20 protein-coding genes, 2 pseudogenes and 1 riboswitch are annotated in these 22662 nt (G+C 44.6%); of the genes and pseudogenes, 17 read left to right on the forward strand and 5 right to left on the reverse strand.

The features are described 5' to 3' along the window. Positions 1-119 precede the first annotated feature (119 nt). Positions 120-1649, forward strand: coding sequence for a winged helix-turn-helix domain-containing protein (locus AACT19_RS17895; protein ID WP_076647818.1), 1530 nt, complete (start codon positions 120-122; stop codon positions 1647-1649). Between the two features lie 131 nt (positions 1650-1780). Here the strand turns inward: AACT19_RS17895 and AACT19_RS17900 are convergent. Continuing rightward, positions 1781-2328 (reverse strand): annotated as a pseudogene (locus tag AACT19_RS17900) (mechanosensitive ion channel domain-containing protein). Positions 2329-2691: 363 nt separating this feature from the next. Here AACT19_RS17900 and AACT19_RS17905 point away from each other — a divergent pair. Then, the gene (locus AACT19_RS17905; RefSeq protein ID WP_267240634.1) at positions 2692-2823 is read left to right on the forward strand and encodes a hypothetical protein; all 132 of its coding nucleotides are present in this window, start codon (positions 2692-2694) and stop codon (positions 2821-2823) included. A gap of 192 nt (positions 2824-3015) precedes the next feature. On the opposite strand, the gene AACT19_RS17910 is transcribed toward AACT19_RS17905, so the two are convergent. Further along, on the reverse strand, positions 3016-3690 hold the full coding sequence (locus AACT19_RS17910) for a glutathione S-transferase family protein (protein ID WP_076647821.1): 675 nt from the start codon (positions 3688-3690) through the stop codon (positions 3016-3018). A gap of 483 nt (positions 3691-4173) precedes the next feature. On the opposite strand from AACT19_RS17910, the gene AACT19_RS17915 reads away from it, so the two are divergent. The 11 genes and pseudogenes from AACT19_RS17915 to thiM all read left to right on the forward strand — a co-directional run bounded on the left by AACT19_RS17915 (position 4174) and on the right by thiM (position 14370). Further along, positions 4174-5271, forward strand: a complete 1098-nt coding sequence (locus AACT19_RS17915; RefSeq protein WP_076647823.1) for a YdcF family protein — start codon at positions 4174-4176, stop codon at positions 5269-5271. A gap of 130 nt (positions 5272-5401) precedes the next feature. After that, positions 5402-5653 (forward strand): DUF2999 family protein, encoded by a 252-nt coding sequence (locus AACT19_RS17920; RefSeq protein WP_009844829.1) that lies wholly within the window; start codon positions 5402-5404, stop codon positions 5651-5653. Positions 5654-6075: 422 nt separating this feature from the next. Continuing rightward, complete coding sequence (locus AACT19_RS17925; protein WP_076647826.1) at positions 6076-7104, forward strand: DUF4382 domain-containing protein; 1029 nt, start codon at positions 6076-6078, stop codon at positions 7102-7104. 173 nt (positions 7105-7277) lie between these two features. After that, positions 7278-8006, forward strand: coding sequence for a helix-turn-helix domain-containing protein (locus AACT19_RS17930; RefSeq protein ID WP_076647829.1), 729 nt, complete (start codon positions 7278-7280; stop codon positions 8004-8006). Positions 8007-8091: 85 nt separating this feature from the next. Beyond that, positions 8092-9009, forward strand: coding sequence for a DMT family transporter (locus tag AACT19_RS17935; RefSeq protein ID WP_076647831.1), 918 nt, complete (start codon positions 8092-8094; stop codon positions 9007-9009). Between the two features lie 98 nt (positions 9010-9107). Beyond that, positions 9108-9219, forward strand: a riboswitch (TPP riboswitch). A 97-nt stretch (positions 9220-9316) separates the two neighbouring features. After that, positions 9317-10210, forward strand: coding sequence for a bifunctional hydroxymethylpyrimidine kinase/phosphomethylpyrimidine kinase (thiD, locus tag AACT19_RS17940; RefSeq protein ID WP_076647834.1), 894 nt, complete (start codon positions 9317-9319; stop codon positions 10208-10210). After that, positions 10200-10958, forward strand: coding sequence for an ABC transporter ATP-binding protein (locus tag AACT19_RS17945; protein WP_076647837.1), 759 nt, complete (start codon positions 10200-10202; stop codon positions 10956-10958). The genes thiD and AACT19_RS17945 overlap by 11 nt, the downstream gene beginning before the upstream one ends. A gap of 103 nt (positions 10959-11061) precedes the next feature. Continuing rightward, positions 11062-11796 (forward strand): annotated as a pseudogene (locus AACT19_RS17950) (ABC transporter permease); the annotation flags it as partial. A 114-nt stretch (positions 11797-11910) separates the two neighbouring features. Next, a complete protein-coding gene (locus tag AACT19_RS17955) occupies positions 11911-12867 on the forward strand; it encodes an ABC transporter substrate-binding protein (protein ID WP_017081987.1) in 957 nt (318 codons plus the stop codon). Positions 12868-12875: 8 nt separating this feature from the next. Beyond that, positions 12876-13556: a thiaminase II gene (tenA, locus tag AACT19_RS17960; protein WP_076647843.1), complete on the forward strand. Its 681-nt coding sequence runs from the start codon at positions 12876-12878 to the stop codon at positions 13554-13556. A gap of 28 nt (positions 13557-13584) precedes the next feature. Beyond that, positions 13585-14370: a hydroxyethylthiazole kinase gene (gene thiM, locus AACT19_RS17965; protein ID WP_076647846.1), complete on the forward strand. Its 786-nt coding sequence runs from the start codon at positions 13585-13587 to the stop codon at positions 14368-14370. A 137-nt stretch (positions 14371-14507) separates the two neighbouring features. Here the strand turns inward: thiM and AACT19_RS17970 are convergent, their stop codons facing one another. Then, positions 14508-16451, reverse strand: a complete 1944-nt coding sequence (locus AACT19_RS17970; protein WP_076647849.1) for a methyl-accepting chemotaxis protein — start codon at positions 16449-16451, stop codon at positions 14508-14510. A gap of 262 nt (positions 16452-16713) precedes the next feature. Between AACT19_RS17970 and thiE the strand changes: the two genes are divergently transcribed. Continuing rightward, positions 16714-17331 carry a thiamine phosphate synthase gene (gene thiE / locus AACT19_RS17975; RefSeq protein ID WP_076647852.1) on the forward strand — a complete coding sequence of 206 codons (618 nt, stop codon included), beginning with the start codon at positions 16714-16716 and terminating at the stop codon, positions 17329-17331. 128 nt (positions 17332-17459) lie between these two features. On the opposite strand, the gene AACT19_RS17980 is transcribed toward thiE, so the two are convergent. After that, on the reverse strand, positions 17460-17804 hold the full coding sequence (locus AACT19_RS17980) for a thiamine-phosphate diphosphorylase (protein WP_076647855.1): 345 nt from the start codon (positions 17802-17804) through the stop codon (positions 17460-17462). A gap of 417 nt (positions 17805-18221) precedes the next feature. Continuing rightward, positions 18222-19124 carry a LysR family transcriptional regulator gene (locus AACT19_RS17985; protein ID WP_076647858.1) on the reverse strand — a complete coding sequence of 301 codons (903 nt, stop codon included), beginning with the start codon at positions 19122-19124 and terminating at the stop codon, positions 18222-18224. Between the two features lie 138 nt (positions 19125-19262). Between AACT19_RS17985 and AACT19_RS17990 the strand changes: the two genes are divergently transcribed. The 3 genes from AACT19_RS17990 (at position 19263) to AACT19_RS18000 (ending at position 22586) form a co-directional block, all read left to right on the forward strand. Further along, entirely contained in the window at positions 19263-19691 is a 429-nt protein-coding gene (locus AACT19_RS17990; RefSeq protein WP_017077482.1) for a PACE efflux transporter, read from the forward strand. Positions 19692-19871: 180 nt separating this feature from the next. Then, entirely contained in the window at positions 19872-20852 is a 981-nt protein-coding gene (locus AACT19_RS17995) for a helix-turn-helix domain-containing protein (RefSeq protein WP_004731624.1), read from the forward strand. A gap of 357 nt (positions 20853-21209) precedes the next feature. Beyond that, on the forward strand, positions 21210-22586 hold the full coding sequence (locus AACT19_RS18000) for a metal-dependent hydrolase family protein (protein WP_076647861.1): 1377 nt from the start codon (positions 21210-21212) through the stop codon (positions 22584-22586). Positions 22587-22662: the final 76 nt, after the last annotated feature.

The following is a 22662-nucleotide window of genomic DNA, read 5'->3' on the forward strand; positions in this document are numbered from 1 at the left end:
GTCGGCTGAAACGAAAATTGTGAAAAATCACACACAACAGGTCGAAATTATCAGAAAAATCATTGGATTGAAGCTATGTTTAGACGATAAGAAGAGCCATAAAGAGTGAGTGAACGTGAATGCTTGAGAAAAACATCAGTTTTATCGTAGATGAGTGGCAGTTTATGCCTAACGAAGGGCAAATTCAGTTTGCTGATTCGTGTATTACGATTGATAACCGCCTCACTAAGTTGCTTGAGTTCTTATGTTTGAACCCGGGTTTGACTCATACGCGTGATGAGTTAATTGAGGAGGTTTGGAATGGCAGTGTATTAACTGATCAAGTTGTCACTCAGGCGGTATTTGAACTACGAAAAGTTCTGAAAACACACAGTAAAAGGACAAGCAGTTATATTGTTACCGTTCCAAAGCGTGGCTACCGATTTGATGGTGAAGTGAAAGTTGAGAAAGTAGAGCTCCAAAAACCTGCTCTCCAAAAAACTGAGCAGCTTGATGTTAATGAACGCCAAGCAACGCTTGAAACCCAAGAGTTTGTCGAAAGAGAAGGTCGGGAAGAGAGATATGTAAAGCCATCAGAAAATTCTCCAAGAAGTAGAAAGTTGCATTACATACTGGCGCTTTTGGCGGTTGTCATTGTTTTACAATCATCATATATGTGGTTTTCTCAGAACAAACAAAGTCCTTCGCAAGTAGGCTCGGCTCACTCATTAAGTCATTATGAATTTCGTTATGTTGTATTGAATGTAACGGAAGAGGTTAAGGCGCAGCCAGAGCTCTATGGAATCGTAATTAAACTGATTGAACATATTGGTTTTTATAGCAATATCAGAGTGGTTAAGTCTGATGAGCATAAGAAGTTGGCCGCGATTGAGTTTAATATCTCAACGGCAAAAAGCAGTGACGGCAAGAAAACACGTTTATTGGTGAAGTATGTTAACCGAGCGTCGGGAGGCGTGCATTTAAATCGTCGTTATTCCACCAACTTTGCTCGTTTCCATGAGACGTTTCCAGCGATGATCGACGATCTATTGCGTGCTATGTATATCGATGTGCCTGAAGAAGAGTTACAGCGCAATATTTCTGTTTTTCCTCAGGATAAAGAATCGGTCAAGGCGTTGATGTCTGCGACCGGGGTTTCTTACAGCACCGTGGATTTTGATATGGCGCTTAAGCATTTTCGAGAGGCCAGAGCGCTGGCTCCAGATAACGCTTATGCTATTTCGGTGAGTTACATAAGTGAAGTGCTGGCGGTTTTCTCTAAAGATGAGGAAAATATTCAACCTAGAATTAAGGCGTTGAACGAGCAATATTCCTCGTCTTTGTCTGCCATTCTTAAGCGAGGAAACAATCCTCGTGTTTGTGAAGCGAACGCAATATTAGCGCTGTCTCAAAGTGATCCTGATAAGGCGTTACAGATTTTGTTGTCGATTCCTTACAATCAACATACCCCTCTGACTTATCTGTTAATGGCTAAAGCAGAAGAGGCGCGTGGCCACATCACGGGCGCCAAAGAGTTGTATTTACAAGCGACACAAAATACTTCTTCACCGATTGCATTGACGCTAGCCGGTCCGTTGTTCTTTGACAGTAATTTAGACAAACTGATTGAACAACTTCAGGGCGTCAAACTCGATGTTGACGGTAAATAGTGAAAGTTAAAAGCAGACAAAAGCGGTAGCACTAGAATTAGCAGCCGCACTGGAAATAGCAATCGCACTAGAAACAGCAACTGAAACCTAACTAATGCGTTTCGCTTCTCTATTACATGATAAGGCCTCGGTTACCGAGGCCTTTCTGTACGTGGAGAGTTCTTCTTTAATACCTTAGTTACGCTTTTCTGCAACAGCAGAGAATTTGGGTAAGCAATTAAGTTGCCGCTTGGGTGTTTGATTAGAGTATGAAACATCTTAATCTCAAGGATCTTTCCTTCGATATCATCACCATCTGCAACAATTATTGAATCGCCAATTCGGTAAGGGAATACGAAGAAGATCAGAAAGCTCGCGGTGATATTACTCAGAATTGACCATTGGGCGATGAAGGCGACACCAAAAACCGTCACCAAGGACGAGATGAAAATGGTGAAGTTCCCATAGCCAATTCCACTGACGATGATATAGGTCGCAAACAACAGTATGAACGAGAAAATGTTGAAGCAGCGAATGATGAACATTGTGCGTGTCGTCGCGACAGACTTTACTGTGCAAGGTTGATAACGGTCGTCGAAATAAAGCGCTTGAGAAGCCAATAGGCAAGAATAAATACAAGGGCAAGCAGCAAATCATATTGCTTTAGTGTATTAAAAATGTGGACTAGAAAGTTCGGCATAACGACCTCAATTGTGATGAGCCGTTATTGTGCATAGTTGCTTGAATGTGCGCATCATCAAACGATTATCGTTTTATAATACGAGAAATGAATAGAAGCCGTTTTTGATTTCAATAAACCTTGTCGATATGGATTTTAGTAACAAGCTATTGATAAGTAGTACTTTATTTTTTGTTTATATTTTTATAACTGATATGTAAGCCTTCTGTGATGTCTGATGTCATTCAATTTGTAGAATAAGCGCTCCTTTGTTCATCATCGAGTTAGTCATGACAATCATAGTTATAAAGTTAGTGTTTATTTATATCCATAAAAGGCGAAAAACCAAGCAGTCAAAGCCGTTAGAAATGAGGTTCTTTTAAGATGCTGACCTTACTCATTACTCAATTTATTATTTTCTGGACAGTGGTTGGTCGTATTCGCGCAACGTCTGTTTCTACACGTTTGAAATCGAGAGTCGGTACTGCTTCTAAAGGCTTTAAAGGAAATAGATAAGAATTGCTTTATAACAGGCGAGCTTTATAACAGGCGAACTTTATAACAGGCGAACTTGATTGAAGGACGAGCTTAACTCACCAATCAAGTTCAGTTTTGACAATACGGCTCAGCACGGAACTGAGCTTCGTATTCATGTTCTGAACGCTTAACTGGTGAGTGTCGGTAATAGAGTTCTTGTTACTGTTACTGCTATTCAGCGAAGTTAGACGGGAATAACGCTCTAAGTGCCTCTTCATCACGTTCGGTTTTAAACTCAATGCCTTTGCCGATTTCGCGAGCACGCAGTGCAGCAGGGCGGGCGTTGATTGCATCGAACCAGCGCTTCAAGTTCGGGTAAGGTTCTAGGCCTTCTTCACCAAGCACGAAAGGTGCTTTATCAATCCAACCCCATGCAGCGACATCGACGATGGTGTACTCATTTCCGACGAAAAACTCACGACCCTCCATGTGTTTCTCTAACACTTCGTAGTGACGTTGTGCTTCGCGAAGATAACGATTTACCGCGTAATCTAAGCCTGCTGGTGCAGCATGACGGAAGTGTACTGATTGGCCTGAGTATGGACCAAGTCCGCTGGCGACAAACATCATCCAAGATAATAGTTCAGCTCTGTCTTCTGGCTGACCAGCTAGTTTGCCTGTTTTCTCAGATAGGTACAGCAGGATAGCGTTAGAGTCGAATACACGTTGTCCTTCATCTTCAATCGCGGGCGTTTTGCCGTTTGGATTGATCAAACGATATTCCGGTGTGTGTTGTTCGCCTTTTAAGGTATCGACAGGAACAAGTTCAAAATCTAGGCCTGTCTCTTCTAAAAACAGAGCGATCTTCATTGGGTTGGGTGTTTGGTGAAAATAGAACTTAAGCATGGGGTAACTCCTTGTATTGGTCATTCATTAAAGCACCACTTGAACGACCGTTCAATAACTGATTTTTGAATTTTCTGTGAATTGATCGATTTGATATCAAACTCTGTGCCTTTTGAACTGGTCATGTGAGCGTGAATGAGCGTGGACTGGTAGGGGGGGCGCGTTTTAAGTTGCTGAAATAATGAACATAAAACGCACGTTTAGATTCGAGGCTGAGCTTCGAAGCTTACGGATTTAGATGGAATAGGCAGGTGGGATGCGAAGTTAAATATTCCAAAGTAATTAAAGGAGCTCCTCATAACTCGAAGCTATCTGGATATTTGAGCTTACTCTGGCACATAAAATCGTGATCTGCAGCCACACCTTATGCAACAAATGAATATTAACCTCGGAGATTCTGGTGTGGTTCACGGTTTTTTAATCTTAGGGACTTACATTGGTGAACAAATCTGATGTGAACACTTAACGACACAGGATCTTTCCATGAAAAAGAACATTATCGCCCTCGCTCTTGGTGGCATGCTAGCCTTTGGCGCAACACCTTATTCTTTTGCTGCTAACGATGGTGCTGTACAGGCTTCTGCGGACTACGCGCAGTTGGTGACTAAGCGACAAGTTGTCGACCAACTACTTCTTGATGCGTTGCAGGCGTTTAAGTCTCCGGCAAGAATTTCACACGCGGGCTTCACGGCTAAAATGCCAAGCAACATGGAAATTGTGACCAACCGATTGTTAGAAGCGTACCAGTTAGAACCTTACCGTACTGACTTGTTGATCTCGGCAGCGAACGCTCAGATCTACAACAAGAATGCAGAGCGCGCTATTGAGCTGTTTGAGCAAGCATTGACGGTTGCGCCAGACGATGTCGACTTACATGCGTATCTTGCTGTTTGGCAAAGATTTGAAGGCAATGACAGTGAATCCAACAAGCACATGGAGAAACTGGAAAACCTGAACAAGGGCAAAGCCGAAGACACCAAGCGTATTTTTGCTACGGTCGACCGCGTGTTAGAAACACCACTGAAAGAGTCGGCAGACAAAGGTTTATTGGATGACCACGGTGCCATCGTCACTTTGGGCTACGCGCTTAACCCTGATGGCTCTATGCATCAAATCCTGATTGAACGTCTTGAAACAACATTAGCAATGTCGAAAGCGAACCCTGATGCGATGATCGTCTTAACCGGCGGCGTGCCTAAGAACCATAAGACAGAAGGCAAGTTAATGGCGGATTGGCTTATCTCAAAAGGGGTAAGCAAAGACCGCATCATTGAAGAGAACTACGCGACCAGCACGGTAGGCAACGCCTTGTTCAGTAGCTATGCGCTTGCTCGTCATGATATTAAACATGCGACCATTATCAGCTCGGCAAGCCATGTTCGTCGTGGTCAAACTCTGTTTGAGATCGCGAGCTGGCAAACTGGCCCTCAGGGCATTACCTTCGATACGGTTTCTTACCCAGACAAGCCGCTAGAAGATCTTAAGAAAGCGAGCAGTGGTGAGCTATTAGGTATCTACCGTGATGCTCTAAGAACTTATGGCATGTGGAGCTACCGTTCTTACCCATTGGAATCTCGTTAAGCCCAAGCATTATTTGCGTTTGGGAAAAGCACAGTTCGCGTTAAACCAAAGCTTCACTTGCTAGTACAATCGAGCACAGCTAGATGGTATGCTGTGCTCCTACTTAATTTAGTGTTTCAAAGGCAAAAAAATGAACCCGATTTTAGCAATGTTGAAAGAGAACAATATTAGCGACGAGCAGATCAGCGAGATTTTCAAGACGTTGACAGAGAACCCTCTTGCAGCAATGGCGACAATCAGCCAACTTGGTTTACCTCAAGACAAACTTCAAATGCTGATGGGTCAGGTAATGCAAAACCCTGCGCTAATCAAAGAAGCAGTTGAAGAGCTTGGCCTAGATTTTTCTAAGGTTGAAGCGGCTAAAGAGCAACTTCAAAAATAAGTGAATTTGAATGAGCTAATATCGAATTAGCTTAATCCACATTCAATAAAAAGGTCGTTTAAGTTCAGCAACAGGCTGTCTTAACGGCCTTTTTTGATCTTGGTGGCGATTTTTGACTTTGATTTGATTGCATCCAATCATCCTCGCCGACCTTATACATACCGACCATTCCAACACAATTGACAGCAACCTTGCCAAATATGTGCGACTACTGACAATTTACTTACTAGACTTAATTAACCTATGTGCGACCTGAGATGTGCACCTTGATGAACAGAGTTTTTGGATGAAGACAGCCCTAAATAATAGGGCTAGCCGATTTGGGCCATAAGCGCGGTTTGTCTATGAGTCACATTAAGGAAAAGAATAAGAGGGCAACAAACTAAGCCCTTTATTGAGCAGTGATTTATAGGAAATTAGTTATGAAGTATTTAAAGGAAACCGCTTTAGCGAGCCTTGTGCTGGCTGGGCTTGTTGGTTGTGGCGGTGATTCAGGTTCATCAAGCAGCACGACACCCATTGCTTTGAGCGTGAGTGATGCGCCCATTGATGATGTTAAAGACGTAACTGTGACATTCAGTAAGGTCGCTTTACTTCCTCAAGGGGGAGGTTCGCCACTGATTTATGATGTGTATAAAACGGACGAAAACGGCGATTACGTTGATGAAAATGGCGATCCATTGCCAGATGGTGAGGATCCGATTCCATTAAGTGTGAATTTGCTGGATTACCAAGGCAGCGAGGCGCTTCCTTTGATTGAAAATGAGGTCATTCCGGTCGGCAGTTATAAGTTGTGCGTGTTTGCGAATGATGGCGATCACCCGACAGATCCATCTTACGTGATAGAAAACGATGATATGACCCGTGAGTTAACAGTGAAAGGTGAAGGCGCGTGCCCGCAAGGTGTGGGTAAAGAAGATAACGCTGGCGTACTTTACTTTAATAACTCATTTAATGTGAACCAGCAAAGTAACGATCTTGTTGTCGAGTTCGATCTTCGACGCGGCCTAAAGAACAGTTCGACTTTCCCTGATTACACTATTCAAAGAACGTCTGTAAGCCTTATCAATACGGTTGAGACCGGAAATATTGAAGGTACTGTTGCGAAGCAAACCTTTGATGCTTGTAGGCTTACAACCGATAACACCTTTGTTCAGGCGGTCTACTTGTATGAAGGCAACATCGACAAAGATGACATGACACCGATTGGTGGTAGTGAGGAAGTAAAACCCGTCACTTCAGCTTCCGTTGTGCTTGGTGAAGACCAAACTAATTTTGAATTCTCACTGGGCTTTATTGATCCAGGTACTTATTCATTAGGTTATACCTGTACTGCGCAGCATGACAGTGATGAAGACAATGCAGCGCCACTAGCCGCTGGGTTCGCAATATACGAAGCTGAAAATGGTGTGCAAGTCACTGTTGGTCAAGACAGCCAAGTGTCATTCTAACCTTTATGTGAATGACGCTTTTTAATCAAAACGGCCTCTTATTTGGAGGTCGTTTTTGATCATGTCACTTAGCTAGTATGAATTTGATGTGCATTGAGTGTGACTCTAGGGAAGTGATAATGTAACGTTGTATCTCTTACTTGAACCTAGCGAAATGTACTCCGGCGTTGCTCATGAAATCTAGCTTAAGCATTCGATCTTACACCAAGCAATTTAATACTCATGCTCATGATGACCATCATCAATTGGTATTGCCGATCCAAGGCAGTATCAATATCGAGATGGTGGGGTATGTCGGCAAAGTGGCCGTGGGCGAATGTGTCGTAATTCCGGTAACCACTGCGCATGCGTTTAAAGCGGATGAAGCCGCGCGGTTTATTGTCGCGGATATGGCGGAGTTGCCGCAGCACTTGTTGGAGCATGAGCTCTCGGTTTTCACGATAACGCCACCTTTGATGAGCTTCTTGTTGTTTGTTGAGAAGCAGCTGGAATATCAGGTCGATAGTGGTATTGAGTCATCAATCGTGGAGGTGTTCTCACTGCTGTTAGAGCAACAACAAGTGAGCAAGAGCATCGACCCAAGAATCCGGGCGGTACAAAGGTTGATAGCGGATAACTACACGCAACCGTTATCCATTTCACAGCTTGCAGAAACGGCCTGTTTGAGTCCCACTCAATTTAAAAAACGCTTCAAAGAATGTCTGGGTATCAGTGCGCTTAAATACATCACTCGCTATCGTATGGAGAAAGCCCAAGCCTTGTTAACTCATACCGATTTACCGGTTCAATTGATTGCTGAAAATGTGGGCTATAGTGATGTGTCTGCTTTCAGTCGTCGCTTCTCTCAGCACTTTGGCATGTCTCCAAGGGCGTTTCTAGGCTCAATGAAAGACAGTCTTTAGAAACAACAATAGCGTCCTTTCGGCAAACTAACTTTTATCAATCTTCACTATTATCTATTTCAGAACTGAAAATTGGGTAATAGAAATGAATCTTGCCATCAATCGCGTTAACGAATTCCAAACGGGCACTTTAGCCATCTTGTTTGCTTCTATTTTATGGGGCACGACAGGCACCGCCGCAAGTTTTGCTCCTGATCTAAGCCCATTAGCAATTGGTGCTTTTTCTATGGGCGTCGGTGGCCTAATGCAAGCGGGCTTGGCGTATCGAAAAATCCTATTCGCTTTCGACAAACTTTTGCAGAACAAGAGGCTGTTGGCAGTGAGCGCGTTGGCTTTGGCGGTCTATCCTTTAGCTTTCTATTCTTCAATGAAATTATCAGGCGTGGCGATTGGTACCGTGGTTTCGATTGCAACCGCACCTTTCTTTTCGGCATTGTTAGAGTGTCTGATTAGCAAAAAGAATAATATCAACAAACGTTGGCTCACTAGCTTTTCGATTGGTGTGGTAGGTATTGGGTTGTTGGTGTTTTCAGAATCTTCAACGACGAATGAATCCGGTGATGATCTCAAGCTATTAGGTATTGCTTTGGGTCTACTCGCAGGGGTGTGTTACGCCATTTATTCTTGGGCGACAAAAGCACTGATAGACAAGGACATTGAGTCTCAAGCGGCGATGGGCAGTATTTTTGGCCTTGGTGCGATGCTGTTGCTGCCAACGCTCTGGCTTACGGGGGAGAACCTGTTTTCCTCGCAGATTAACGTATTAGTCATCAGTTATCTGACGTTAATCCCACAATGCTTGGGTTATATCGCCTTCAGTTTTGGTTTACGCCATGTGACTGCGAGTAGCGCCAATCTACTTACTTTGTTTGAACCAGTAGTTGCAGCGGTGCTTGCCGTCTGCGTTGTCGGTGAGCTGATTCCTTTTATAGGTTGGCTAGGTATGTTTCTGATTGTGCTGTGCTTGTTGATACAGTCGAAGTCATCTAAAGGAACGTTATAAGTATTTTTTTTGTCACGCCTAATTGAGATTTATTCATGCGTAATTCTTATAATTGAATAAAATCAGTATCTCAGTTGTGAGAGTGCTGCTACTATCGCTATCAATAGTCGGGGGGCATATACCTTATTTGGTGTTTGCTGAGATCGTTAGTCGAGACCCGTTGAACCTGATTCAGTTAACACTGGCGTAGGGAACTATAAGCACTCGATCTACGTCTGCACTCATGAAAACTTTTCATGAATCCAATGCGACTTCTCCTTCGATCGGTGTTCGTTCTCCTACGTCTTGTAAGATAGTAGGAGCGACAATGACACACAGTTCTATTTCAAAAGATTTAACACCAAAAACCTCAGTTTCACAGCACTCTGCTGATGGTTCGATTCGAACGAACACTCCGATTGTATTGACGATCGCAGGCTCAGACAGTGGCGGCGGTGCGGGTATCCAAGCTGATATTAAAGCTATGTCTGCTACAGGTAGTTTCGCTTGTTCGGTAATTACCGCTATCACTTCCCAGAACACGCAAGGCGTTTCCGCCATTTTCCCTATTCCACTCGACCATGTTGCTAGCCAGTTAGATGCGGTTTTCACTGATCTGAATATCGTGGCAGTAAAAGTCGGCATGTTGGCTGATTCTCAAATCATCAAAGTCGTCGCGGACAAAATCAAACAATACCAACCTAAACACTTAGTGATTGACCCTGTAATGGTCGCGACAAGTGGTGACCTGCTGTTAGAAAACTCGGCTATCACGACGCTAAAGCAAGAACTGATTCCGCTGGCAGACATCATTACGCCTAATTTACCTGAAGGCGCAGCATTAACAGGCAAACCGGTACCTGAAAGCGAAGCTGAAATGCAGGGCATGATTGAAGATTTACGCGCACTAGGTGCTAAAGCCGTTCTTCTCAAAGGCGGTCATTTAGAGAAAGATGAAAACAGTAACGATCTACTGATTCTCCCGACGACGTCTGCCTTGATTAGCGCGAAGCGTTTTCCAACCAAAAACACGCACGGCACGGGTTGTACGCTTTCGTCTGCTATTGCTTCTTTCTTAGCGCAAGGTAACACGCTGGCAGAAGCTGTTGACCTAGGCAAACAATACATTTCTCAGGCGATTGCTCACGCTGATGAGTTACAAGTCGGTCAAGGTCATGGCCCGGTAAATCACTTCTTCGCTGGACACGGTAATGTCCGTTAATACCGTTGGTGTTCAGCTCAGCAATGCCTCCTTACGTTATAACGACAGTGAGCACGTAACCTTGTCTGGGTTGTCGCTTAGCTTAAACGCAGGTAAGTGGACAGTATTGCTGGGTCGAAGTGGCTGCGGGAAAACCACGGTATTGCGTTATCTGGCGGGCTTGCTGGACGACAAGGTGGAGTGGCAGGGCACATTGGCAACGTCCGATGAATTGCCTTTAACCGATCGCATCGCTTACATGGCGCAGCAAGATTTGTTACTGCCATGGCTATCGGTCATCGACAATGTTTGCCTGAGTCATCGTTTTCAAAGTCCAGTCTCTGATAAAACACTGCAAACTAATCAAGCACTAGAGTTGTTAGCTGCGGTTGGTTTGGCTGATCAGGCGTCTACTATGCCGGATCAATTGTCTGGTGGTATGCGCCAGCGTGTTGCTTTGGCTCGCACCTTAATGCAAGACAAGCCAGTGGTGCTGATGGATGAACCGTTCTCTGCGCTGGATGCGGTAACAAGACACAAACTACAGAGCTTAGCGTGTGAGCTGTTAAGAGACAAAACCGTTGTGTTGATCACCCATGATCCACAAGAAGCGGTGCGTTTGGCGGATAACTTGTATGTGTTGCAAGGCATACCTGCGAATGCTCAGTCTTTATCTGTGCCTCTCACATCAACACCACGAGTGTTAGACGGTGAATGCGCTGAGTTACAACAAGCGATCTTAGATCAGCTGGAGCGTGATTATGAATGATCTAACGCGAAGCGAAGCTACTGATAGCTCCAAGATAGAAAACTCAATGGAAGAAAGTTCAACTAACACACAGATCACGACTAAGCGCCCTCGTCAGATGAATCCCGTTATGCGTTTGCTGATCAGCAGTGCTGTGATTCTCGGTTTATGGCAAATGGTGGTCGTTATCTTCGAGATGCCGAGCTTCATTCTGCCAGCGCCTGCAGAAGTCTTTATTAAGCTAATCGAACGTTACGATGTGTTACTCAAGCACACTTGGGTGACTGCGCAGGAGATCTTACTTGGGCTGCTACTCGGTTTGTCGATGGGGCTGTTTTTCGCCTTGCAGATGTTGATGTTCGAACCACTAAAACGCTGGCTGTTACCCATCTTAATTGCCAGCCAAGCGATTCCTGTGTTTGCGATTGCTCCAGTATTGATGTTGTGGCTTGGCTATGGCATCGCCTCAAAAGTGGTGATGGCGGCGATCATTATCTTCTTCCCTGTGACGACTTGTTGTTACGACGGCTTACGTAATACTCCGACAGGCTATCTCGATCTTGCCAAAACGATGGGCGCATCGAAATGGCAATTGCTGCGTTATATCCAACTGCCTGCTGCGCTGCCAACACTGGCGTCTGGCATTCGTGTGGCGGTGGTTATTGCCCCAATTGGCGCGGTCGTCGGGGAGTGGGTTGGTTCGAGTGAAGGGCTGGGTTACCTAATGCTACAGGCCAACGCGCGAATGATCATTGATGAGATGTTTGCGGCCTTGTTTATCTTGGCGGTGCTGTCTATCTCGCTCTACTTCATCACAGACAAGTTACTCAAAAAAGCTATCCCTTGGGAGAACCAGTAATGGTTCGATAACACTTGTTTAATAAAGCTTCGCTCACGCTATTTATCTAAACAAAACTTCGTTAAAAATTAGCTCTATAAACACAATAATAATATTCAAAAGGAAAGGTTAACTATGAAAAATACCAAATTGGTAGGTGCAGTGGCACTGCTTGCTTCGCTAGTTTCAGGTCATGCATTAGCGGATTCTGAACAAAAGAAACTGACATTGATGTTGGATTGGTTTGTGAACCCGAACCACGGCCCGATTGTGATCGCTCAAGAGCGTGGCTACTTCGCTGACCAAGGCTTAGAGGTTGAAATCCAAGAACCAGCAGACCCAAGCACGCCAGCGAAACTGGTCGCAGCAGGTAAGGTCGATTTAGCGGTAACTTACCAACCAAGTTTAACCATGGATGTGGCAGCGGGCCTTCCTTTAGTTCGTGCATCAACCCTTATCGCGACGCCACTAAACACACTAATGGTACTGGATAACGGCAAGAACGATTCGCTAGCGGATCTGAAAGGCAAGAAGATCGGTATCGCGATTGCGGGTAACGAAGAAGCGACCATCGGCACCATGCTAGCGCAAGAAAATGTAGCGTTTACAGACGTGCAAACCATCAATGTGGGTTGGGCACTGTCGTCTTCATTGGCATCAGGCAAGGTAGATGCAATCTGGGGTGGTTTACGTAACTTCGAAACTAACCAATTAGCCCTTGAAGGCTTTAAAGCAAAAGCATTCTTCCCAGAAGAGCACGGTGTGCCAGCTTACGATGAGCTTATCTTTGTTGCGAACGCAAAGCAGCACGATGATGAAGCGATCAAAGCGTTCAACAAAGCATTAGAGCAAGCAACAACTTACATCGTGAACCACCCACAAGAATCATGGAGCGAGTTTGTTGCGTATTCACCAGATACGTTGAACAACGAACTTAACCAACGCGCATGGAATGATACGCTGACTCGTTTTGCACTTCGCCCTTCTGCTGTTGACCTGAAACGTTACGACGATTACGCACAGTTCATGTTCGACAAAGGCATCATCAAATCACTACCAAAAGCCGCTGACTACGTACCGACTTTTGACTAAGGAATCTCATGAATTACCAAGACTTAATCCAAGCCTGTCAACAAGATTGGCAAGACTACACCGAACATGATTTTGTTAAAACGCTGGCGAACGGCACACTAGCGCAACCGTGTTTTCTGCATTACCTAAAGCAAGATTTTTTGTTTTTGAAGCAGTATGCCCGCGCGTACGCGTTAGCAATATACAAGGCTAAAACCTTGGCTGATATGCGCCGTGCATTGCCAAGTGTTCATGCGCTGTTAGATTCTGAAATTTCACATCACGTAACTTACTGTGGTCAGTGGGGTTTAACCGAATCTGACTTGGAAAATGAACCGGAAGATTTTGGTACAGTTGCTTACACACGTTATGTTCTGGATGCCGGCATGACGGGTGATCTTGTCGATCTTTATGCGGCACTGGCTCCGTGTTCCATTGGTTACGCTGTGATCGGTAAAGCGTTGTTAGAAAGCAGCGATACTGTTTTAGAAGGCAACCCATACGCGAGCTGGCTTCAGCTTTACGGCGGAGAAGAGTTCCAGTCTGGCGTTGCAACGGGCGCAGAATACTTCAATCAGCTGCTTGCTGAAATTGATATCAACAGCGAGCGCGGTCAAAACATCGTTCATATTTTTAAAACGGCAACGCGTATGGAAGTGGCTTTTTGGCAGCAAGGGCTGAACGCTCTTAATGATTCAACAGCGGCTTAGAGCGACTTTCACGAATAAGGATTTATCCATGCTAACTGAACAAATCATCCAATCGTTGCGCGCATTAAGAGAGCAAAAGCCACTGGTGGTGAACATCACCAACTACGTCGTGATGAACAATACGGCCAATGCGTTATTAGCGATTGGCGCTTCGCCTATCATGGCGCACTCGCAGCAAGAACTGGCTGAGATGATGTCTTTCTCTGGCGCGCTTGTGATTAACATTGGCACGTTAGACAGTGTTTGGACACCAAGAATGCGTTTCGCGGTTGAACAAGCGAACGCGAACAGCAAGGTTGTGGTTCTTGACCCTGTGGGTTGTGGCGCAAGTACGCTGCGTACCGAGACTTCTCGTGAAATTGCACGTTTAGCCGATAAGCTAATCATTCGTGGTAATGCGTCTGAGATTATCGCGCTAGCGGGTGAGCAAGCGCAGAGCAAAGGCGTTGATGCGCTGGATAGCAGTGATGCCGCATTAGGCGCAGCGCAATGCTTAGTCGCTGAATACGGTGCGAATGTGGTGATTTCTGGTGAGACAGATTACGTTGTCACTAAAGACAGTGTTGTGACGTTAAACAACGGACATCCAATGATGCCGTATGTGACAGGCATGGGTTGTACCTTAACGGCATTGACGGGCGCTTTCGCTGCAGTCGGTGATGACAGTGGTTTGGCTGCTGCAGCTGTGTTGGGTGTGGTTGGCGAAATCGCGGCTGAGAACTCACGTGGCCCAGGTAGCTTGCAAATGAACTTACTTGATGAGCTGTATCAATTGGATGAAGAGACGTTGATTCAACGTTTGAAGGTTCAGTAGATTCAATCTAGATCTGCATTCGTAGATTATTAAAAAGCCCTCAGCATATATGTATTGAGGGCTTTTCTATTGGTGCTTCAAAACCGTATTAACTCGTCGTCGTGTTAGTTATCTCGTTATATGAGCAATTGGCTTCGTTAGGTTCTAAATCGATTTACTTGGCTCTCTAGGTGATGAGCAACCTCGGTTAAGTCACTCGCGGCACCAGAAATGCTGCTGACCGACTCTTGGTTGCTTTGTGCGATGGTGTTTGCACCTTGCGCGTTTTCACCCAACGACTTGGTTAAGCAATCTTGTTCGTCAACAGATACTGCGATCTGGCTGTTGGCTTGATTCAAATCTTGGATGTGTTGGTTAATCACATGTAAGTTCTGAGAAGCTTGCTGTGCCTGAGTTGAAGCATCGGAAACCGTGCTGTGGCTCTCTTTGATCGACTCTAACGCATCTTTAGCCCCACGCTGTAACGAGGTGATGAGTTCGTCAATCTGGCTCGCAGAATCTTGAGTACGCTTAGCTAGCGTTCTCACTTCATCGGCTACCACGGCAAACCCACGGCCTTGCTCACCCGCACGTGCGGCTTCAATGGCAGCGTTCAATGCCAGTAGGTTGGTTTGCTCAGAAACACCTTTTATTACTTCAAGAATGGCACCAATGTTCATCGACTCTTTGTGTAGGTCAGTCACTTTTTGGCTGCTCACCTGCATGCTTTCATCGGCGCTGCCAATTTCATGCAGTGTTTTGTCTACTTCTTTGAGTCCCATTGCCACATTCTCGGTTGCTTGGTTAGCAACTTGAGACGCGTGGTTAGCACTTGCAGCAATTTCTGAAGTGCTGGAAGCCAATTGATCAACGGCAGAAGAGATATTGATCATTTCACTGTTCAATTGTGTTGCGTTGGTCGAGCTGTTGTTTGTCACTTGATTGAGTGACTCCGACATCTCACCAATACGCACGCTAGAGCGGTTCACTTGGCCAACAATATCGCGCAGAGATTCAATGGTGATCTCCATATTAGTCAGCAGTTCACCAATCTCATTTTTGCTCTCAATGTTCACTTCCACATTCAGGTTGCCCTGAGAAAGCTCGTTGGTGATCTGTTTAACTTGTGCGATGCCTTTGGTGATAGAGCGAGTCACCAACACGGCGCTCGTCATGCCAATCACTAAGGCAACACCCGTTAGCAAGAAGATGATTTGAATTGAACGCTTTTCACTGGCTTGCAGTACTGGCGTGAGCGCTTGTTTCTGTTGCTCGAGAATACTTTGAGCATCCGCGACCGCAATCGCTAAGCTGTCACCAATAGAGGCGAGAGTAGCGGTTCTTTGCGTGTTCTCAATTATCTGTTGATGAACTTGCTCAAAGCCTTTTGCATACGCTTCGCGTTGGTTCGAGAAGTCCTCAATCAGCTCACTTTGATAAGGCGATGATTTTAGAGACTCAATGTCGCCTTCAATACCTGGTAGCGCGTATTCAAAGATATCTTTACCCGCCTCATAGGTTTTAAGGTCATTGTTGTTTGAATAACTGAGTACGGTGATCTTGGCTGCGAGGAAATTCTCCATCAACATGCCTGCGTATAAGCTCGCGTTTGGATCGTTGTTGTTGTACGACTCATACAACAAGCTCTGAGCCGCTTTCAGTGCGTTGGTTTCTCGTTGGACCATCTCAACGTTGACCAGTTGGTCTATGAGAAGCTCACTCTGTTTCATTGAACCATAAGCCACATCAAACGCCGCAACACTGTCTTGCACTAATTGCAGGCTAGCTAGGCTATCGGTTTTGGTGGTGGATTGGATTAAGTTGTTGAGCAGTTCATCAATCGCAAGTTTGCTTGATTGATAATTCGTTTCGTACTGTTCATCCAATGACTCTAAGTAACGTTCAGAGGCTAAACGCATCTGAAGAAAGTGCACTTGAATGTTGCTTGATAATGTCGCTTTTTGGCTGAGTTCACTGTATTGGCTAAAGCCGTTCGACAAGGTTTGGATACCTTTGTAACTCACAAAGCCTGAAATGACGAAAAAGAGCAAGCAGATGGCATAACCCAGCTTGATCTTGAGCGCTATAGAAAGGTGGCGCATAACTATCCCTATATTTACCTGATTCCTTCACAGCAGAGTATTTCATAAAACAGCGTTCTGGGCATGCTTGAAGTGAATACTTTGTGTAATAAGTAACGCTTTAGTTAAAAAGTTCAGGTTTTTCGGCATGCTTTCAACGAGTTGCGTATTTGATGGTGCGTGTGTAATTGAGCTAATTTAGTATTAACTTCCATGCACATGATGCGATTTGTCGGTAAAATAGTACAACGCCAATTTTAGACATCGACTCCAAAGGTACGATATGAACCCTTATAAGCTCTATTTAGTAACGGATGACCAGCAAGATTTAGAAACGCTTAAGTTTGTGGTTGAACAAGCGGTCGCGGGTGGCGTCACTATGGTTCAAGTAAGAGAGAAACATGGGGATGTAAGAGCCTTCATTGAACGAGCACAAGCCGTAAAGTCGATTTTGGTTGGCTCAGGTGTTCCGCTGATCATCAATGACCGAGTGGACGTTGCATTGGCTGTCGACGCCGATGGTTTGCACTTAGGGCAATCGGATATGCCTGCAGAGTTAGCACGTCAGTTGATTGGTTCGGATAAGATTCTTGGGTTATCGATTGAAACTGAACAACAGCTACAAGAAGCCGATAGCTTGCCGATCGATTACATTGGCCTCAGTGCGCTTTTTACCACACCGACCAAGACGAATCTAAAGAAACATTGGGGTTATGAAGGCATTCAAATGGCTTTGGAGACAACGAAGTTGCCGATTGTGGGTATCGGCGGAATTAACGAGTCGAACATTCCGCAGTTAGTTGAGAGCGGTATTCATGGGTTAGCACTGGTATCTGCGATATGTCACGCTGAAGATCCAAAACAAGCGACGCGGGATCTGTTGTCTCTGATGGGAGAGTGAAGGGGTTATAGACTAGAAAACAAATGAGGTTAACCATTTGTTTTCTAGTTAAAGAACAGGCTCATAGAAAGGCTAAATTGGCCTATCGCTTGAGCTTTTAAGACAATTTATTTAATACACAGTTTGGTTTACTGAGCGCATAAAGCAACAGTACCGATGATCATAAGAACGATCGCGGCATACCAGCCGTATTGTGCGGTCTTATCAGCAACAAACACCTTAATGTAGTTGAGCTCTTCATGAGCCATTGCGATGAAGTCCGTGTAGTTAATCGATAACTCACGGCTAGCTTCTTTCAAGTCTTGCTGAAGTTTGTTGAAAGCCTCATCGATGAAGCCTTTTGATTCTGAAACAGACGGAGTAGCAGCCAAAGTTAGGCTATTCCAAACCGCCATACGCGATTCATATTCGCTTTCACTGACACAATTAAGTACGCGTAAATCATACTCTCGTTTGTTACGCTCTTTACCCATTTTCTCAGGGCAAATATTTCTTAAAACGTTCACGACAAATTTTCCAAAAGGTTCATTTAGATATAAAAAAGCACTCGAAGAGCGCTCATAAACTGGGTGCGAATCAATATTCAAAAGTGATCTATTTGAAACCGGCATAAGCGACTGTAAGACAGAGCGTTTATCTGGGAGATTTGAAGTTGGGTCAGTGGTGTTAAAGAGCGATTTGGGTTTGTCGATATCAGTTTGATAAGACAAACCCTTTGGGATCGCATACTAGTTATGTCACTTTGGGATATCAACTAGGGTGTTTTATCCACACGACAAAGAAAATTATCGGCACGAAAAGCGGAAATGAGGTAGTGCTGGAGAAAACACCACCGTTATTGACTTAGGATTCAGTTGCTGAAATAGGCTGAACTCAAGAATTGGGGGAGGCTAGTTGGCTTGCCATTGATTGTTCTCTAATGAGTGGCCTTTTAGTTTTTCAAGTAAACTTGTTAACACTGGCCCATTGATGTGGCTGCGAGACACCAAACAACCCACTGGAGTAATCCAACCACCATGCTCGTGTGCCACTGGCAGTGCTACGAGATCGCCTTTTTGAATGCCTTCCATCACCATCATTTCAGGCACATTTGCCCAGCCAACGTTCTGTTCAACGAGATCGATGATCGTTTTGTGGTTGTTGGCATACCAAAGCATCGAGCTAATACCGTAGGTGAACCACAGTTCGCGCTGCTTTGAACTGCGATGCACACATTGGCGGTAACGCTTTAGATCTGAGTCTTGTACTACCGACATTTGGCTGAGTTCGTGAGTGGCGGAGCTAACTGTAAGAAAGCGGGCTTGGCCCAGTAAGAAGAAGTCCATATCCACTTTAAGTTCACCATCCGCATAGATGATGCCAATCTGCGCTTTGCCGCGTCTTACGAGGTCTTCCACATCGAAGGTTGAGGCCGTAATAATATCGAAGTGCGTGATTGGGAACTGATCGGCCAGTGAGCTGATTATCTTAATGAAATTCTTATCTATGATGCTTTCATCAACCGCAATGATCAGTTCGTGCTCATCTTCTTGTGTGAGCGATTCTACTTTTTGGTCGAAGTACTTTTGTTGGTCGAGAATCGACTTAGCGACAGGTAATAACGCTTTACCTGTGTTGGTCAAAACGGGGATGTTTTTCTCTCGGTTAAATAGCTCTTGGTCGATGGCAATTTCTAGGTTGGCGATCGACTGGCTGACTCCAGACTGAGCGCGTTTCAGTTTGCGAGCGGCGGCAGAGAAAGAGCCACTTTCACACACAGTGACGAAGACTTTTAATTGCTCAAAACTGTACATGTTATCTCTCGCTCAATACCAAAGGGGGTAATAACTCCTAGGCTATCACTATTCGTGATGGCTGTTAACTTTCTCTTATTATTTCAGGTGACATAATCTCGACCAATCCAGCACGTAATAGATTATTTAGAGGAATGTATGAGTACGTTAGAAAGAGTGTTTCACTCTGTGTTATTTGAAGTATTGGCCGTCACACTATCAATTATAGGCTTAGCGATATTTACCGATCATGATGTGAATGCCTTATCAGGAACCATGATAGTTGTTGCGACCATCGCGATGATTTGGAACTACTGTTTCAACCGCATTTTTGATCGCTACTTCACGGGTGAAAAATCAAAGCGTTCACTCAAGTTACGTGTTTTTCATGTTGTGCTATTTGAGGCAGGCTTGCTGGTGGCGACGATCCCAGTGATGGCTTACTTACTTGATGTGGGGATTTGGCAGGCATTTTTAATGGATATCGGCGTGACCATTTTTATTACCATTTACGCGTTTGTGTTTAATCTGATTTATGATCATATACGAGCATTCTGGGTACGCAGAGCGGACTTAGCCGTTCAGTAATCTACCAAGTCAGTAAACACGAGTTTGGCTACTAACCGTTTGTTTATTCGTTATTTTGACGGAGACATCCGGTTAGTAGGTCTAGGTAACGCGGCGTTTGTTCTGCTATCTTAAAAAAGGTGATAATTTGAGTTCGTGAACGAATAGATAAGGGAAAGGATGCCAAATACCCCTCAGATAATGACAGTTGTCGATAAGAAAGAAGTCGAATTGTTCGCGGAACTGTTCAAACATATTGATGGTGAAATCTACACCTTACTACGCAGTGCCCAAATCCCTAATGATATTCTCACCAGTAATGACCATTACGATTATCTCCCTGAGACAACGGTTAAGAACGTGGTCAAGATTATGGGGGAATCTGCGTCGAGAGAAGAGTTTTCGCTGTTTATGTGGAGTTTTTGCAAGCAAACCTATGTGCCAAGGTTTGTGGCTAAGCTAAGCCAGCAGGATTCATTGAAAAACGCGCTAGACCAATTTGGTGAGCAGTTGAAGCTCGTATCCAATGGTGCGAATGTCTATACCAAGCAATCCGGAGGCAAGTGGTGGTTGGTTCGCGAGAAGCCATTTACTAACGCACCTTGGTTTAAGTTCGCTGAACTGTTCTCTGTTATTTTCATCAACGAGCTACTTTCAGTATTAACGCAAGGTCGTTGGAAGCCGTCTGAGGTTGGCATTCAGAATGGCGATCTCGAATGCTTTCAATCTCTACCACAAATGGGCAGTGCTCAGTTTTATACGCATAGACCGGTCACTGCCTTTGAGATCCCTGAAGACATCATGCTTGCACCGATTGTTTTACCCAAAATTGCTCAAGTATCAGATCTCACTAAGCCTTTACCTAGCTCATTCCTGAGCGCTTTTAAGCTTGTTATTAAACCTTATCTCACGATGGGGAAACTCCCAATTAGCTTAGCTTCTGAGATTCTGAATATTCATGTCAGAACAATCCAGCGTCGATTGGAAAGTGAAGGGGTGGTCTACAAAACCTTGATTGAAGAGATGGTTCTTGAGCAGGTCTTGGAGTTGCTAGAGCAGTCCGATCTATCGATCACGCAAGTGGGCGCGAAGATGGGGTATTCCGATTCTTCCCACTTTACCCGTGCCTTCAAACGACAGATGAACATGACGCCAAGACAGTACCGAAAAGAGCACAGCTAACGTCGGTAAGCAGCAGTACCAAGCTACCAGTAAGAGCTTCGGCAATAACCGCTCCGCAGCGAAACTCTAGCCAGTAAGTAAAAATTCCAGCCAGTAAGCAGAAACCGTAGCCTGAACGCATAATTATTTATTGTCACCAAATGGCCATTTATCAACCTTGAACACTGGCAGTATCACTACTAAGTTATTGAATGTTGATGAGTTGTTTTTGCCTCGATTTTTTCCCGGAATTTTGATTAGATTTTTGTGATTATCGCGGCTAACAAAAACACCTTTGAAACCTCATGACACTCATTAGTAGTTACGGAATCGTTATGGGAAGTGGACGCCACTCATAAACGGAATCAAGGTGTATAAATGAAAAATGCAGGCTTAAAACTCTCTGTTGTTGCTCTTTCGTGTTCATTTGCTCTTTCTGCAAATGCCGCATCAACGCTATTTACTAACGTCGATGTATTCAATGGTACTGAAAACAAATTGTACGAAGACCATCATGTATTAGTCGAAGATAATCTTATCAAACAAATCTCTGCGAGCCCGATAGAGGCTGGCGAAGCTGTAGTGATTGACGGCGAAGGCAAAACGTTAATGCCGGGTCTGATCGATGGCCATGCTCACGTCATGATTAACTATAATTTTGGTGACATCGAAACTAATAAAGACCTCACTGACATTTCAATTCATGCGACTCAAGTGGCTAAGCGCTACTTAGATGATGGTTTTACCACTGTTCGTGATATGGGTGGTCCAGCCTTTGGTCTAACTCGTGAAATTGAGGCGGGTAACGTTGTCGGCCCTCGAATTTATCCTTCTGGTGCATTTATCTCTCAAACATCGGGGCATGGTGATTTCCGAGATCGAAGTGACCCAGGTTTTACTCCGAATTCTGTGGGTGACATTTCTAACTTTGAACGTATGGGGATTGGTGCGGTTGCCGATGGCGTACCAGAAGTGTTGAAAGCGACACGATTGAACCTACGAAATGGCGCGACTCAAATCAAGATCATGGCTGGTGGCGGTGGTTCATCTCGATTTGACCCAATAGATACGACTCAATACTCGGTTGATGAGACATGTGCGATTGTTGAAGCCGCTAAAGATTGGAATACCTATGTCGCGGCACACACTTTTAACGATCGATCGGTAAATCGATTATTGGATTGTGGCGTTAAAAGCTTTGAACATGGGTTCTTTATTAATGATGAAACGATGAAGAGAATTGCCAAAGAAGGCGGATATGTTGTTCCTCAAATGTGGGGATTATCGCCAGATTTAGCGAAAAACCCGTTAATGCCAGCTGAGAAATTGCCAATGGTCGCCCAACTTCAAGAAGAATACGGTGATTACGGTAAACGATTGTTAGAAAACAATGTGAAGGTCGTTTTCGCCTCTGACTATGTAGGAGCAGATTCCGATGCAGAGCGAGCTCGTCGTTACGAAATTTACTGGCGCACACAAGCTTTCGGCAGCAACTTTGAAGTATTGAAACAAATGACTTCAACGGCTGGTGAGATGTTGGCGATGTCAGGCCCTAGAGGCACCACACAAGGGAAATTAGGCGTTATTGAAAATGGAGCGGTTGCAGATATCTTATTGATTGATGGTAACCCATTGGAAGACATGGCAGTGATAGGCGCGACTCCGGAATGGTTTGACGCTGATCCTGAATACAAGACCATCGACACTATCAAATTGGTAATGAAAGATGGCGTTGTATACCGCAACGAAATGTAATTTCTGATTCGATTTTTAATCATTTGGTAGGGGAGCTTTTCCTCTACCTACTTCCTTTTTGTTGTGTTTGGTTGGA

It is taken from the genome of Vibrio sp. 10N.222.47.A9 (genome assembly GCF_963872585.1).
Lineage (GTDB): Bacteria > Pseudomonadota > Gammaproteobacteria > Enterobacterales > Vibrionaceae > Vibrio > Vibrio splendidus.